Annotated in this window: 14 protein-coding genes and 1 tRNA gene; 6 read left to right on the top strand and 9 right to left on the bottom strand. The window is 69.3% G+C overall.

What is annotated here, in order from left to right; translation table 11 throughout:
• Window positions 1–109 precede the first annotated feature (109 nt).
• The gene (gene pknB / locus ACZ7G3_RS20185) at window positions 110–2,134 is read left to right on the top strand and encodes a Stk1 family PASTA domain-containing Ser/Thr kinase (protein WP_470927206.1); all 2,025 of its coding nucleotides are present in this window, start codon (window positions 110–112) and stop codon (window positions 2,132–2,134) included.
• A 230-nt stretch (window positions 2,135–2,364) separates the two neighbouring features.
• Window positions 2,365–3,327 (top strand): restriction endonuclease, encoded by a 963-nt coding sequence (locus ACZ7G3_RS20180; protein ID WP_470927204.1) that lies wholly within the window; start codon window positions 2,365–2,367, stop codon window positions 3,325–3,327.
• A 92-nt stretch (window positions 3,328–3,419) separates the two neighbouring features.
• Here the strand turns inward: ACZ7G3_RS20180 and ACZ7G3_RS20175 are convergent, their stop codons facing one another.
• The 5 genes from ACZ7G3_RS20175 to ACZ7G3_RS20155 form a co-directional block, all read right to left on the bottom strand.
• Window positions 3,420–4,193 (bottom strand): class E sortase, encoded by a 774-nt coding sequence (locus tag ACZ7G3_RS20175; protein WP_426599596.1) that lies wholly within the window; start codon window positions 4,191–4,193, stop codon window positions 3,420–3,422.
• A 13-nt stretch (window positions 4,194–4,206) separates the two neighbouring features.
• A complete protein-coding gene (locus ACZ7G3_RS20170; RefSeq protein WP_470927202.1) occupies window positions 4,207–5,274 on the bottom strand; it encodes a class E sortase in 1,068 nt (355 codons plus the stop codon).
• Window positions 5,271–5,909, bottom strand: a complete 639-nt coding sequence (locus ACZ7G3_RS20165) for an aminodeoxychorismate/anthranilate synthase component II (protein ID WP_426599598.1) — start codon at window positions 5,907–5,909, stop codon at window positions 5,271–5,273. Before ACZ7G3_RS20165 ends, ACZ7G3_RS20170 begins: the two co-directional genes overlap by 4 nt.
• Complete coding sequence (locus ACZ7G3_RS20160; protein WP_043382636.1) at window positions 5,906–6,067, bottom strand: hypothetical protein; 162 nt, start codon at window positions 6,065–6,067, stop codon at window positions 5,906–5,908. Before ACZ7G3_RS20160 ends, ACZ7G3_RS20165 begins: the two co-directional genes overlap by 4 nt.
• An 81-nt stretch (window positions 6,068–6,148) precedes the next feature.
• Window positions 6,149–6,928 (bottom strand): DUF881 domain-containing protein, encoded by a 780-nt coding sequence (locus ACZ7G3_RS20155; protein WP_426599599.1) that lies wholly within the window; start codon window positions 6,926–6,928, stop codon window positions 6,149–6,151.
• Window positions 6,929–7,049: 121 nt separating this feature from the next.
• On the opposite strand from ACZ7G3_RS20155, the gene crgA reads away from it, so the two are divergent.
• A complete protein-coding gene (crgA, locus tag ACZ7G3_RS20150; protein ID WP_398135942.1) occupies window positions 7,050–7,304 on the top strand; it encodes a cell division protein CrgA in 255 nt (84 codons plus the stop codon).
• Window positions 7,305–7,560: 256 nt separating this feature from the next.
• Here the strand turns inward: crgA and ACZ7G3_RS20145 are convergent, their stop codons facing one another.
• Window positions 7,561–8,451 (bottom strand): rhomboid family intramembrane serine protease, encoded by an 891-nt coding sequence (locus tag ACZ7G3_RS20145; protein ID WP_470927199.1) that lies wholly within the window; start codon window positions 8,449–8,451, stop codon window positions 7,561–7,563.
• A 103-nt stretch (window positions 8,452–8,554) separates the two neighbouring features.
• Window positions 8,555–9,088, bottom strand: coding sequence for a peptidylprolyl isomerase (locus ACZ7G3_RS20140; RefSeq protein ID WP_470927198.1), 534 nt, complete (start codon window positions 9,086–9,088; stop codon window positions 8,555–8,557).
• Window positions 9,089–9,426: 338 nt separating this feature from the next.
• On the opposite strand from ACZ7G3_RS20140, the gene ACZ7G3_RS20135 reads away from it, so the two are divergent.
• A complete protein-coding gene (locus ACZ7G3_RS20135; protein ID WP_426599603.1) occupies window positions 9,427–10,128 on the top strand; it encodes a DUF5324 family protein in 702 nt (233 codons plus the stop codon).
• 85 nt (window positions 10,129–10,213) lie between these two features.
• Here the strand turns inward: ACZ7G3_RS20135 and ACZ7G3_RS20130 are convergent, their stop codons facing one another.
• Both ACZ7G3_RS20130 and ACZ7G3_RS20125 read right to left on the bottom strand, forming a co-directional pair.
• On the bottom strand, window positions 10,214–10,990 hold the full coding sequence (locus ACZ7G3_RS20130; protein WP_426599604.1) for an isoprenyl transferase: 777 nt from the start codon (window positions 10,988–10,990) through the stop codon (window positions 10,214–10,216).
• Between the two features lie 522 nt (window positions 10,991–11,512).
• Window positions 11,513–11,585 (bottom strand) — tRNA-Ala (locus ACZ7G3_RS20125).
• A gap of 178 nt (window positions 11,586–11,763) precedes the next feature.
• Here ACZ7G3_RS20125 and ACZ7G3_RS20120 point away from each other — a divergent pair.
• Together ACZ7G3_RS20120 and ACZ7G3_RS20115 are read left to right on the top strand one after the other, a co-directional pair.
• Window positions 11,764–12,312 (top strand): helix-turn-helix domain-containing protein, encoded by a 549-nt coding sequence (locus tag ACZ7G3_RS20120; RefSeq protein WP_470927196.1) that lies wholly within the window; start codon window positions 11,764–11,766, stop codon window positions 12,310–12,312.
• A 75-nt stretch (window positions 12,313–12,387) separates the two neighbouring features.
• Window positions 12,388–14,145 carry a protein kinase domain-containing protein gene (locus ACZ7G3_RS20115; protein WP_470927194.1) on the top strand — a complete coding sequence of 586 codons (1,758 nt, stop codon included), beginning with the start codon at window positions 12,388–12,390 and terminating at the stop codon, window positions 14,143–14,145.
• The last annotated feature ends 3 nt before the right edge of the window (window positions 14,146–14,148 follow it).

Genomic DNA, 14,148 nt, shown 5'->3' with positions numbered 1-14,148 from the left:
CGGGCTTGGCCAGGTCACCCGGAGCGAGCCGGGTACGGTAGGCCGGACGGCAGCCTCCGACCGTACAAGCATGCCGGTCGGGACCGACGGAGAGGGCTGGTAGGTAACCATGGAAGAGCCGCGTCGCCTCGGCGGCCGGTACGAGCTGGGCCCAGTGCTCGGCCGTGGTGGCATGGCGGAGGTTTACCACGCTCATGACACCCGGCTCGGACGCCAGGTAGCGGTGAAGACACTGCGCGCGGACCTCGCGCGCGACCCGTCCTTCCAGGCCCGCTTCCGCCGGGAGGCCCAGTCGGCCGCCTCGCTCAACCACCCCGCGATCGTGGCGGTGTACGACACGGGCGAGGACTACATCGACAACGTGTCGATCCCGTACATCGTCATGGAGTACGTCGACGGCTCCACACTCCGTGAGCTGCTCCACTCCGGCCGCAAGCTGCTGCCGGAGCGGACCCTGGAGATGACCATCGGCATCCTCCAGGCCCTGGAGTACTCCCACCGCGCCGGCATCGTCCACCGCGACATCAAGCCCGCGAACGTCATGCTGACGCGGGGCGGCCAGGTCAAGGTCATGGACTTCGGCATCGCCCGCGCCATGGGCGACTCCGGCATGACCATGACGCAGACCGCCGCGGTCATCGGCACCGCCCAGTACCTCTCCCCGGAGCAGGCCAAGGGCGAGCAGGTCGACGCCCGCTCCGACCTGTACTCCACCGGCTGCCTCCTCTACGAACTGCTGACCGTACGCCCGCCCTTCGTCGGCGACTCCCCGGTCGCCGTCGCCTACCAGCACGTCCGCGAGGAACCGCAGGCGCCCAGCGTCTTCGACCCCGAGATCACGCCCGAGATGGACGCGATCGTGCTGAAGGCCCTGGTCAAGGACCCCGACTACCGCTACCAGTCGGCCGACGAGATGCGCGCCGACATCGAGGCCTGCCTCGACGGCCAGCCCGTCGGCGCCACCGCCGCGCTCGGCGCCATGACCGCCGGCGGCTACGGCGCCTACCCCGACGACCAGCCGACCACCGCCCTGCGCTCCGACGCCGGCGCGGGCGCCACGACGATGCTGCCGCCCATGAACCCGGACGACGGCGGCTACGCCTACGACGACCGCCCCGACCGGCGCCGCCAGCAGCCGCGCAAGTCGAACGCCTCCACGATCTTCCTGGTCCTGGCCGGCATCCTCGTCCTCGTCGGCGCCATCCTCATCGGCAAGTACGCCTTCAGCAACGGAGGAGGGCCGGACAACAACAAGGTCCCGGTGCCCGCCTTCGTCGGCAAGACCCAGGACGACGCCAGGCAACTGGCGACCAACGCCGACCTGGAACTGGCCTTCACGCAGAAGCCCTGCGAGGACCAGAAGAAGGGCAGCATCTGCTCCCAGGACCCCAAGCAGGGCACCGAGGTCGACAAGAAGTCCACCGTCAACCTGGTCGTCTCGACCGGCGCCCCGAAGGTCGCCGTGCCGAACGTCATCGACAAGAACGTCGACGAGGCCACCCAGCAGCTCAAGGACAAGGGCTTCGAGGTCGAGACCAAGCAGACCGAGTCCTCCCAGGACGAGGGCACCGTCCTCAGCCAGAACCCCGACCCGGGCAACGAGCTGGAGAAGGGCTCCACGGTGACCCTGGAGGTCGCCAAGGCCGAGGAGAAGGCCACGGTGCCCGACGTGCTCGGCCGGACCTGTGAAGAAGCGACGTCCCAGATGGAGAACAGCAACCTGGTCGCCACCTGCACGGAGCAGCCCACGACCGACCCGAACCAGGCCGGCAAGGTCATCTCCACCACACCGCAGTCCGGCCAGCAGGTCGACAAGGGCTCGCAGGTGACGATCGCCATCGGCAAGGTCACGGCGAAGACGAAGGTGCCGGAGGTCCGCACCCAGTCCCTCGCGCAGGCACGGCAGACCCTGCAGCAGAGCGGCTTCACCAACGTCCAGGTCGCTCCCAACGCCCCGGGTGACGACAACGCGACGGTGATCGCCATGGACCCGCAGCCCGGCACCGAGGTCGACGACCCGGCCGCCACGCAGATCACCCTCACCACCATGGGTGGCAACGGCAACGGCAACGGCGGCGGCGGGAACAACGGCGGCGGCTTCATCGGCGGCCTCCGCGGCGGCGACGACGACTGACCCGCCGACGGAACCCCGAACGGCCAGAGCCCCGGCCCCTCAGCGGAGGGACCGGGGCTCTGTCGTGTGCGTCACCGGGAATCGATCGTGTCTTCGTATGTCATGACTCGTTTACTCACGGTGAGCACACAGCCCACCCGAGGGGGAGAAACGTGATCAGCGAGACCGTCCTACTGGAATCACCGGCCCTACGCGGCAGCGTCCTCGCACGCACGGATGCACTCGACAAGGTGAAAGCACTGTCACTGCTGCCGGACGGCATGCACGTGACGACGGCGATGGTGGCCGCGTACTTCGAGGTCACCGTCGAAGCCGTCCGTCAGCTGGCCAAGCGCCACCGTGAAGAACTCGAAGCCAACGGAATGACCGTGCTCCGAGGTGCTGACCTGCGGCAATTCGAGAGTGACAACATGTCACTCTCGCTGCTCAGTTATCCACAGGCCCGCCGAAGCCTCACCGTCTACTCCAGGCGAACCGTACTCAACATCGCCATGCTCCTGCGCGACAGCCAAACCGCCCGCCAGGTACGCACGTACCTGCTCGACACGGAGTACCTGGCGCGCACACAGCCTGTGGAAGACCCCGCTCCCGCAACCGCCGCCCTCGACGCCCGCATCGACGAGCGCATCACCCACATCCTCGGCAGGACCGTCGTGCCGATGTTCAACGCCCTGATCGAAACATCGAGCGAGCACCAACGAGAACTCGTCGCCCTCCGGACAGGCGTCCAGCGCATCGAGATGCGGCTCCGGCAACACCACGCCCGGCTCCAGAGGCTGGAAGCCCCTCGGGAGCACCGCCCCCTCGCCGGCGTCATGGCCTCCATGGACGCCATGAACGGCCGTGAGTTCGAGGATCACATCGCCACACTGCTCCGCCGCGACGGCTGCACCAACGTCATCGTGCGTGGTGGCAGCAGGGACCGAGGCATCGACATCACCGCGCTCACAGCCGACGGGCGAACTCTCGTCGTCCAGTGCAAGAGGTTCGCGCCCCATCTCTCCATCACCAGCCCCGAGGTCCAGAAGTTCGTCGGAGCGAAGGTCCTGCACAGCTGCGAGGTGGCCCTGTTCGTGGCGACGTGTCCCTTCACCCGTGACGCCCAGAACATCGCCGCCGAGAGCGGCATCACCGCCGTACACCGCGGACTCCTGGAGGAATGGAGCGCCGGTGCACCACTGACTGTCCTGTAGTGGGGTGAACAAAGGGGTCCGAAGCCGCAAGACGAAGTTGCGGCTTCGGACCTCCGTCATGTTAGGCGACTGGCCTCCCACAAGAAGGTCGGTCAGCGCAGTTCCTTCGGCGGAGTCCGCTCCCCGTCCACCTTCTCCGTACGCACCAGCTCCCCCCACACCACGTACCGGTACCGGCTCGTGTACACCGGCGTGCAGGTCGTCAGCGTGATGTAGTGGCCGGCCTTCTTCCTGCCGGACTCCTTGGGGACCGGGTCGAGGACCCTGACGTTGTACTTCGACGTCTCGGGAAGGACCGCGTACGTCTTGTAGACGTACCACGTGTCCTTCGTCTCGAAGACGATCGGGTCCCCCTCCTCGATCTTGTCGATGTTGTGGAACTTCGCCCCGTGCCCGTCCCGGTGGGCCGCCAGCGAGAAGTTGCCCTTCTTGCCCGACGTCGGCAGCGCCGACTCGACCGGGTCGGTGTAGTAGCCGGCCACGCCGTCGTTGAGGACCTTCATCGACGTGCCCTTCTCCACCAGGATGTCGCCGTTCCCCATCGCCGGCACATGCAGGAAGCCGATACCCGCCTTCGTGTCCAGCGCCCCCGGACCGTCCGTGCCGACCCTGTCCTGGGCCCAGTTGTCGCGGACCTTGTCTGCCTGTTCGCCCGCCGCTCGGTCGGCGACCACGTTCGTCCACCACAGCGAGTAGACGACGAACAGGCCCAGCACCAGGCCCGCGGTGATCAGGAGCTCGCCGAAGACGCTGACGGCCCGCGCGAGGAACCGCCCAGGCCCCCGACCGCCGCGGCGTGCCGCGGGCCTGGGCCGGCCGGCCACGCCGGACTGCTCTTCGTGCTCCGTGTCGGTGGTCGCTGCCACTGGTCATCCGCCCTTAACTGACGAGCGCATCCGGCTTGCCCTTGCTGCGCGGCCGTTCCTCGACCATCTTGCCCCAGACGATCATCCGGTACTTGCTCGTGAACTCCGGCGTGCAGGTGGTGAGGGTGATGTAGCGGCCCGCTTCCTTGAAACCCGACTGCTTCGGCACCGGGTCGAGGACACTCACGTTGCTCGGCGACGTCACCGGCAGGATCGACGCCATCTTGTAGACGAAGTACTCGTCCTGCGTCTCCACGACGATCGGATCGCCCGGGCTCAGCTTGTTGATGTACCGGAACGGCTCACCGTGCGTGTTGCGATGCCCCGCCAGCCCGAAGTTGCCCGTCTTCGCGTCCGGCATCGCCGTCTTCAGCGCGCCCTCCGCGTAGTGCCCGACCATGCCGCGGTCCAGCACCTTCTTGCTGTCGATGCCCTCCGCGATCGGCACCACCACGTCCAGCTTGGGAATGTGCAGCAGCGCGAACCCCTGCCCCGGCTCGAAGGCCCCCGGATTCCGCTTGCCGCTCGCCCAGTCCTCCTGGAGGCTGCTCGCCGCCTTGTCCGCCTGCGCCTGCGCCCGTACGTTCGTCCACCACAACTGGTACGTGACGAACAGCAGCATCAGCACACCGGACGTGATGAAGAGCTCACCGACCGCCCGGCTCGCGATCACGGCCGGGCCCGGCTTGCGCGCACGGGCCTGCCGACGCGCCTCAACGCGCGACAGAGGCGCTCCCGGCGCCTCTTCCGACTCCGATACCGCCGACGGCTCCCGGGCAGCCCCACGGCGCCCGTGACGCCGTTTCGCGGCCTTCCGGCGCGCCGCGCGCCCGCCGCCCGCGGGACCGACCGCAGGAGAGGTGGCGGACGCAGGAAAGGGGGCAGCCCTCCGCTCCGGCGGCGGCTCCGGAATCCGCAACGCCACCGTCTCGTCGTCGACGACCGGCCGATACGCCCCGCCAGGACGGAAGTCCTCGTTCCAACCGTCCCCGAACGCACCGGAATCCCCGTACGGCTGCCCGTACGAGGATCCCTGGTCACCGGCCGCGCCGGATTCGCGCTCGGGACGCAGCGCGGTCACGCCGTGGCCCTGCCCACCACCGGGGCGAGCCCCGCCGACCTCGCCACCGCGTCCTGGTCGCCGCACTCCACCAGCCAGTTGGCCAGCATCCGGTGCCCGTGCTCGGTCAGCACCGACTCCGGATGGAACTGCACGCCCTCGACCGGAAGCTCCCGGTGGCGCAGCCCCATCACGATCCCGTCCGGCGTCCGGGCCGTCACCTCCAGCTCCGCCGGCACCGTGGCCGGCTCCGCCGCCAGCGAGTGGTACCGCGTCGCCGTGAACGGAGAAGGCAGCCCAGCGAAGACGCCCCGGCCCACGTGCTCGACCGGCGAGGTCTTGCCGTGCAGCAGCTCCGGCGCCCGGTCGACCACACCGCCGTACGCCACCTGCATCGACTGCATGCCCAGGCAGACACCGAAGACCGGCACCCCGGTCGCCGCGCAGTGCCGCACCATCTCGACGCACACGCCCGCCTGCTCCGGCGTACCCGGGCCCGGCGACAGCAGCACGCCGTCGAAACCGTCCTGGGCGTGCGCCGTCGACACCTCGTCGTTGCGCAGCACCTCGCACTCGGCGCCCAGCTGGTAGAGGTACTGCACCAGGTTGAAGACGAAGCTGTCGTAGTTGTCGACGACGAGGATGCGCGCACTCACTGGTTGTCCACCGTCACATCGTTGAAGGGAAGCAGCGGTTCGGCCCACGGGAAGACGTACTGGAAGAGGACGTAGACCACGGCCACCGCCAGCACGAGTGAGAGCAGCGCCTTCACCCACGCGTTCCCCGGCAGATGCCGCCAGATCCAGCCGTACATGCCGTCCCTTCCGTCGCACCACGGCGCAAGGCTCACGCCGTACGGCACCAGACTAACGGCGCGGGGCCCCGTGGAACGGCGTCAATCCACAGGCTGGGCATAGTGAAGGTCAGCCGTGCCCGAGTAGCCCGGCAGCGTCACCCGCCCCTCGTCCTCGACCTTCCAGCCCAGCCCGTACACGTTGACGTACACCATGTAGTTCTGGATCGCCGGCGACGCCGCCAGCGCCTCCTTCAGCCGCTCCGGATCACCGACCGCCTGGATCTTGTACGGCGGTGAGTAGACCCGGCCCTGAAGGATCAGCGTGTTGCCCACACAGCGCACCGCGCTGGTGGAGATCAGTCGCTGGTCCATGACCTGGATGCCCTCGGCACCGCCCTGCCACAGGGCGTTCACGACCGCCTGGAGGTCCTGCTGGTGGATCACCAGGTAGTCGGGCTCGGGTTCCGGATAGCCGGGCAGCTTGGCGGTGGCGTCCGGCGGGGCGTCGTCGAGCGTGACCGAGATCGACTCGCCCTTCAGTTTCCGCGTGCCCGCCTTCTTCTCCAGCTCCGCGAGTTTGTCGTCCTCCGCCTTCGTGCTGCCGTCGTCGCGCTCGGCGAGTGCGTCGACGTCGTCCCGGAGAGCCGCGTTGGATTCCTCCAGCTCACCGTTCTCCCGGCTGCGCTCATGGATGAGATCGGACAACTTGAGCAAAGAGGCGTCGGTGCGGATATTGGTGCCCTTGGCGGTATTGAAGCTGGTGAAGAAAATGAGCCCCGCGAGGGCGAAGACGGCTGCCGTGAGAACCCGCACGGGCCGGAAACGGCGCCTGCGGACAGGGCTGGATCCCGTCCCGGGAGAGTCGGCAGAATTGCTCAACGTACCCTTATCTCCTTCGGCGCCACGGAAGCACTACGCTAACGGACGCCCGGGGGAGCGCTCCAAGTCCCCGACCCCGTTCCCTGCGCGGCCACGCAGCGCATCGACAGGAGAGACCCTCGTGCCGAAGTCACGTATCCGCAAGAAGGCCGACTACACGCCGCCGCCGTCGAAGCAGGCGACCAGCATCAAGCTGACCAGCCGCAGCTGGGTGGCGCCCGTCATGCTGGCCATGTTCGTCATCGGTCTCGCCTGGATCGTCCTCTTCTATGTCACCGACGGTTCACTGCCGATCGACGCGCTGGGGAACTGGAACATCGTGGTGGGCTTCGGCTTCATCGCCGCGGGATTCGGTGTCTCGACGCAGTGGAAGTAGCGCCGCGGTAACTCCGCGGTAGCTCTCCCCAGGGCTATCCACTGGGTTATCCACAGGCGCCGTCCACATGGTGGGGAAAAGAAAGACGATCTGTGGATAACCCGTCGTCCGTTGACGCCGGTGTGACGGAAGTACCGGTACTCGAAAACACGTTCGCCCCCTGCCTGACCTGCAGAAACGCAAGCCAGCGACAGGGGGCACGCTTGTTCCCGCACGCTGTGCACAAGATCGGCCACCGACTGTGGACAACGCGCGCTCAGGTGAGCTGAGCGGTCCTCAACAGGGTCAGTCCGACGACGGCCACGAGGACCAGCGCGCAGGTGCCGTACTGCACGAGCGTCCGCCGCTCACGCGGTGCGTGGAGCATGGCGTAGCCGATCGCGGCGCCGGCGACGAGGCCGCCGATGTGGGCCTGCCAGGCGATGTTGAAGCCCGGGCTGAACGTGAAGACCAGGTTGATCACGAGCAGGATGACGACCGGCCGCATGTCGGCGTTGAGGCGGCGGACGAGGGCCGCGGTGGCGCCGAAGAGGCCGAAGACCGCGCCGGAGGCGCCGAGGGTGGCCGTGGTGGGTGAGGCCAGCAGGTAGGTGAGGGCGCTGCCGGCCAGGCCGGAGACGAGGTAGAGCGTGAGGTAGCGGGCTCTGCCGAGGGCTGCTTCCAGGGGGCCGCCGAGGAACCAGAGGCTGAGCATGTTGAAGCCGATGTGCCAGATCTCCTCGTGGGTGAACATCGTGGTCACCAGGCGGTACCACTCGCCCTCCGCGACGCCTTCGGTCGGGGCCCAGGGGGCGGGGGGCCAGCGTCCGATCAGCACCATGTCGCCGAGGAACGACGCCGACAGGGTGTGTACGGCGATGAAGACCGCCGCGTTGATCCCGATGAGGATCTTGGTGAGGAGGTGGGGGTCGGCGGAGATGGTGCCGCCGGCGAGGGTGCGGGGCCGGGAGGCGGCGGGGGCGGGTCCGGTGCCGGTGCGGCCGGTGGCGCAGTCGGGGCAGTGGAAGCCGACGGAGGCGTTGACCATGCAGTCGGGGCAGATGGGGCGTTCGCAGCGGGTGCAGCGGATGCCGGTCTCCCGGTCGGGGTGGCGGTAGCAGCCGGGCGGGTTCTGGGCGTCCGGTGAGCCGGCTGCCGCGTGTTCCATGGCGTCCCCTCGGTCGTCCTGCGGGCGGTGTGCGCACATGCACCGCCCCGCCCATCTTTACGGATGAGCGGGGCGTTTGGTTCCTGCCCTGTGGGCGGGGAGGTCAGTCCTCGCGGGTCTCGACGACGACCGACTCGATGACGATGTCGGTGACGGGGCGCTCGGTGCGGGGGTTGGTCTGGGTGGCGGCGATGGTGTCGACGACCTTCTGGCTGGTCGCGTCGGTCACTTCGCCGAAGATGGTGTGTTTGCGGTTCAGCCATGTCGTCGGGGAGACGGTGATGAAGAACTGCGAACCGTTGGTGGCGGGGCCGGCGTTGGCCATGGCCAGCAGGTAGGGCTTGTCGAAGGCGAGGTCGGGGTGGAACTCGTCCTCGAACTGGTAGCCGGGGTCGCCGGTGCCGTTGCCCAGCGGGTCGCCGCCCTGGATCATGAAGCCGCTGAGGACGCGGTGGAAGACCGTGCCGTCGTAGAACCTGGCCGTTGACTTCTCGCCGGTGGCGGGGTGGGTCCACTCCCGCCGGCCCTGGGCGAGGTCGACGAAGTTCCTGACCGTCTTGGGGGCGTGGTTCGGCAGCAGCCGGATCTCGATGTCCCCTTGGCTGGTCTTCAGGGTGGCGTAGAGCTGCTCGGCCACGGTGTGCCTTCCGTCGTCCTGTTGTGCGCACCGATCCTCGCACGGTCGCGTGCGCGTGTGTCGCTCATACCGCCGGGTCACGAGCGCGGCGCGCCGTTCCGTGGCATTGTCGTCGACAGGCTCTCGTTGCCCGGTATTCATTCGTTATTGGTGTTGATCAGCTTTTGTGCGCAGCTTCGTCACCATGTGTCCCAGAAGTCCCAGACGTCCCAGAGGGCCCGAAGGCACCGTCTGTGACCCGGATGCCCGCCCTCACATGCCTGGCAGTGCGTCCGCAGGCATGATCCGTAAAAGGGTGGAAAGTCGAATTACCGTACGCCACCGAGGAGGAGGAACCCGTGACCCGCATCGACAGCGTGCGCGCCGCGACCGGTTCGGCGAAGGACAGCGTGCTGCACGCCGCGGAAGTGGTGGCGCCCTACGCCGACACGGCCAAGGACAGGGCCGCTCACTACGCACAGGAGGCGCGCGTACGGCTGGCGCCGAAGGTGTCGCAGGCCGCATGTCAGGCCCGCTATCAGTACGGTGCGCATGTCGCGCCGCGGCTGGAGCAGGCCCGCACGCATGTGCCGCCGAAGATGGACGCGGCCGCGCAGGAGGCCGCCGTCCGTACGCGTCTGGCCGCCCGGCAGGCGGCGGACTACTCCCGGCCGAGGATCGAGCAGGCGGTGGCCGCGGCCGGACCTGTCAGGGACGAGGCCGCTGCCCGGGGTGCTGCCGCGTTGGCGGCGCTGCGGGGTCAGGTGACGGCCAAGGAGATCCAGAGGCTGACGCGCAGGCATCGGCGTCGGGCGAGGGCCGGGCGGATCGCCAGGGTGCTGGCGGTGGCGGGTGTCGTCGCGGGCGGTGCCTTCGCCGCCTGGAAGTGGTGGGACAAGCAGGCGAACCCGGACTGGCTGGTGGAGCCGCCGGAGGCGACGGAGGTTGCCGAGTCGGGGCGGCTGACGTCGGTGGACGGCACCGGTGGTGCGCTTCTCGATCCCGAGGTGCAGGCCAAGCAGGCGCAGGAGGAGGCGGCGGAGGGCGACGAGCCTCGCTGACCTGGCCGGACGGATTTCACCTTGCTGCGGGGCGGAAGGCTTCAGGGCCTTCCGTCCCGCGGTGATGTTTCACGTGAAACGCTGCTCAGCGGCCGTAGCGGCGGTCACGCAGGGAGTAGGAGCGCAGGGCGCGCAGGAAGTCGATCTCGCGGAAGTCCGGCCAGTAGGTCTCGCAGAAGTGGACCTCGGCGTAGGCGGACTGCCAGAGCAGGAATCCGGAGAGGCGTTGCTCGCCGGAGGTGCGGATGATGAGGTCGGATTCGGACCGTGTCTTGGAGTACAGGTGCTTGGAGATGTGCTCCATGGTGAAGGTCTCGATGAATTCGTCGATGTCCCCGCCCTGGGAGCTGTGCTCGGTCAGGGCGGACCGGACGGCGTCGACGATCTCCCGTCGGCCTCCGTATCCCACGGCGACGTCGACCTTGGTGCCGCCTTGGCGGCCTTGGGTGGCGGCGGTGGCGGTCTTGAGGCGGCTCGCGGATTCGGCGGGCAGCAGGTCCAGGGCGCCGACCGCTTCGACGGGCCAGGGGTTGCCGGGTGCGGCCAGTTGTTCGACGACTTCGGCGATGATGTCGATGAGCGGGTTCAGCTGCTCCTCGGGCCGTCGGAGGTTGTCGTCGGAGAGCATGAACAGGGTGACGTGCTCGATCTGCGCGGAGTCGCACCAGCGCAGGAAGTCCTGCACCTTCGCCCCGCCGGCCCGGTAGCCCTCTCGGGGGTCGTCGATGCCCGACATCTTGGCCCACCGGCGGTTGCCGTCGAGCATGATGCCGATGTGCTGGGGGCGCTGGCGTCCCTCCAGTTGTTTGACCAGGCGCTTCATATAGATCGCGTCGAGAGCGGCCCGTACCTTCGCCCGCATGGTCTACCCCTTCCACCTCGTCGGCAGCGGCCGGTCGGCTGCGACGGCGATGTGCCACGTGGCACCGCCCCGCAGGGGTGTGGCGCTGGTGCCCTGTGGGGTGACGATATCAAGAGCAGACAGCGCCGCCCGGTGCTCGGCGGGGCCCTGGGGAGTCGGCGTGCGCCGCGGGGGCACGGTTTCTCCGGTCCAGTGGTCCGGGGGCGCTGTTCAGGGGCGCGGCCGGTCCAACTTCCTTCTTCGGTACGGCGGTTGCCGATCAGGTCGGCAGGTGTCGCCCGAGGTGGTCTACCCGGGTGTTTCCGGTCACTCCCGGGGTCGGCCTGTGGGTGGCGGCCGGTGGCTTCACGGCACGCGGTGACGACCGGTCCGGCCCGATGACCTGGAGCGACGCTCCGGCTGCTCGACGCCGCAGGGAGGTTGGCCGGGGACACCCGCAGGGCCGGGCGTCGTGCCCCGAGAGTCGTGCCAGAACGTGCGGACGCCCTCCGGGAACTGTCCCGGAGGGCGTCTGACCTGCGGTGGAGCCTAGGGGAGTCGAACCCCTGACATCTGCCATGCAAAGACAGCGCTCTACCAACTGAGCTAAGGCCCCGGAAGAGGCGTCCGGCCGGGTCATTGCGTCCCGACGGGTGCCGCAGACAAGAGTACCGGGTAGCCCCCCGTATCTCACAAATGATTGGGGGTCCCGGGAAAACACCACGCTCCGTAAGATGCTCGGCGTGGTTCGCTGGAGCGAACTGCGGTTTTTGGGGAAGCGATGGGGAGACGCAATGGACGCCGCACAGCAGGAAGCCACCGCGAGAGCGCGGGAACTGCAGCGGAACTGGTACGGGGAGCCGCTGGGGGCGCTCTTCCGCAAGCTTATCGACGATCTTGGTCTCAACCAGGCGCGTCTCGCGGGGGTGCTGGGGCTGTCCGCGCCGATGCTGTCCCAGCTGATGAGCGGTCAGCGGGCGAAGATCGGTAATCCCGCGGTGGTCCAGCGGGTGCAGCTGCTGCAGGACCTGGCGGGGCAGGTCGCGGACGGCAGCGTGAGCGCGGCCGAGGCGACGGAGCGCATGGACGAGATCAAGAAGTCGCAGGGGGGCTCGGTGCTCAGCAACACGACGACGACCACGAGCAGTTCGGGGGCGCCCACGGTGAAGCGGGTGGTCCGCGAGATCCAGTCGCTGCTGCGTTCGGTGGCCGCTGCGGGGGACATCATCGACGCGGCGGACGCGCTGTCCTCTTCCCACCCGGAGCTGGCGGAGTTCCTGCGGGTGTACGGCGCTGGCCGTACCTCGGACGCGGTGGCGCACTACCAGTCCCACCAGAACTGATCCCGGGGCCGGTCGCCGGAAGGGGGTTCGGCGGTCGGTCCCGCAGTGGCGCGAGGGGAGGGGCGACACACAGTCATGGGTGAGGTCTTCGCCGGACGGTACGAGCTGGTCGATCCGGTCGGCCGCGGCGGGGCCGGTGCCGTCTGGCGGGCTTGGGACCACCGCCGTCGGCGGTATGTGGCCGCCAAGGTGCTCCAGCAGCGGGACGCGCACTCGCTGCTGCGGTTCGTGCGTGAACAGGCGATGCGGATCGATCATCCCCATGTGCTCGCGCCCGCGAGCTGGGCGGCGGACGACGACAAGGTCCTGTTCACCATGGATCTGGTCACGGGCGGTTCGCTCGTCCACCTGGTGGGGGACTACGGTCCCCTGCCGCCGGCGTTCGTCTGCACGCTCCTCGACCAGCTCCTGGCGGGCCTTGCCGCGGTGCACGCGGAGGACGTCGTGCACCGTGACGTCAAGCCCGCCAACCTGCTGCTCGAAGCGACCGGGACGGGCCGGCCCCGGCTGCGGCTGTCCGACTTCGGCATCGCGATGCGGCTGGGCGAGCCCCGGCTGACGGAGACCAACCTCGTGGTGGGGACGCCGGGTTATCTCGCGCCGGAGCAGATGATGGGGGCGGAGCCGGACTTCCCCGCGGACCTGTTCGCGGTGGGTCTGGTCGCGCTGTATCTGCTGGAGGGTGCCAAGCCGGACACCAAGGCGCTGGTGCAGCACTTCGCCGAGCACGGGACGCCGCCCGCGCCGCGGGGGGTCCCCGAGGCGCTGTGGCAGGTCGTGGCGACGCTGGTGCAGCCGGATCCGTCGGCGAGGTTCCGTACCGCCACGGGGGCGCGCAAGGCGCTGGCCGCGGCGGCGGAGCTGCTGCCGGGGCCCGGGCCCGACGACGAGCTGATCGAGATTTTCGACCAAGTCGGCCCGTTGCCCTCCGGGTTCGGGCCCGACGGGCCACTGGAACGGGCGTCGGGGGTGAACGACGCGGCGGCGGACCCGCGACAGTCGTCCGGCCCCGGAGCGGCGGCCGACGGTACACCGTCGACACCGAGGCGGCCACCGCCGGTCCCGGACGGTACGCCGCCGCACCCGTACCGGACACCGGCGATCCCGTACCGGACACCGGCGATCCCGGGTGGCACGCCGCCGTTTCCGGGGGCGGGCACGCCGTCGCTCCCAGGAGATACGCCGTCGTTTCCAGGAGATGCGCCGTCCAGCCCGGACGGAAGGTGGTCCCCGGACCGAACACCGTCCACCCCGGACCGAACACCGTCCACCCCGGACCGAACACCGTCTACCCCGGGCGGAACCCCACCGGTCCACGACCGTACGCCGTCCACCCCGGGCGGGAGCCCGCCGCCAGGCCCGGACAGAACGTCCCCATCCGCTTCCGGGAGGACTCTGCCCGTCCCTGACGGCACGCCGTCGGCGTCGTCCACCGGGCCCGCTCGGCCGGCCGCCATGTCGGAGACCGGAAGTTTCCGTCTGCCGCCCCCGCAGGCGGCCGTCGCCTACCAGCCGGCGCCCGGGCCACAGCCGTACGGACAGCCAACAGCCTTTCCGGAGAGCGGACCGCAGCACCAGACCCCGTACCCGACCCCGCCCCCGTTCCCCGAACAGGCCCTGCCCCCGCCCCTCCCGCGGCAGGACGCCGACGTGCCCACCGCCTCGTACACCGCTCAGACCCCGCAGGGGCCTCCTTCCGCCCAGGGGCGTCGGCAGCACCGGGCGACACGGCGGCGACGCCGTCCGGGGCCTCCGGCCAAGGTGGCGGTGCCGCTCCTGATCCTCGCGCTGGCCTGCTACGCCGTGGGTTTCTGGGCCCTGGCCCGGATCTGAGCC

The sequence above is a fragment of the Streptomyces sp. NPDC037271 genome (assembly GCF_055603605.1).
Note: the sequence above shows the minus strand (reverse complement) of the source record. Positions and strands in the feature narration are given on the sequence as shown.

Coding starts and splice junctions, on each gene's coding strand:
- pknB (WP_470927206.1), top strand. CDS start 110: ATGGAAGAGCCGCGTCGCCTCGGCGGCCGGTACGAGCTGGGCCCAGTG.
- ACZ7G3_RS20160 (WP_043382636.1), bottom strand. CDS start 6,067: ATGTACGGCTGGATCTGGCGGCATCTGCCGGGGAACGCGTGGGTGAAG.
- ACZ7G3_RS20145 (WP_470927199.1), bottom strand. CDS start 8,451: ATGGAACACGCGGCAGCCGGCTCACCGGACGCCCAGAACCCGCCCGGC.
- ACZ7G3_RS20130 (WP_426599604.1), bottom strand. CDS start 10,990: ATGCGGGCGAAGGTACGGGCCGCTCTCGACGCGATCTATATGAAGCGC.
- ACZ7G3_RS20120 (WP_470927196.1), top strand. CDS start 11,764: ATGGACGCCGCACAGCAGGAAGCCACCGCGAGAGCGCGGGAACTGCAG.
- ACZ7G3_RS20115 (WP_470927194.1), top strand. CDS start 12,388: ATGGGTGAGGTCTTCGCCGGACGGTACGAGCTGGTCGATCCGGTCGGC.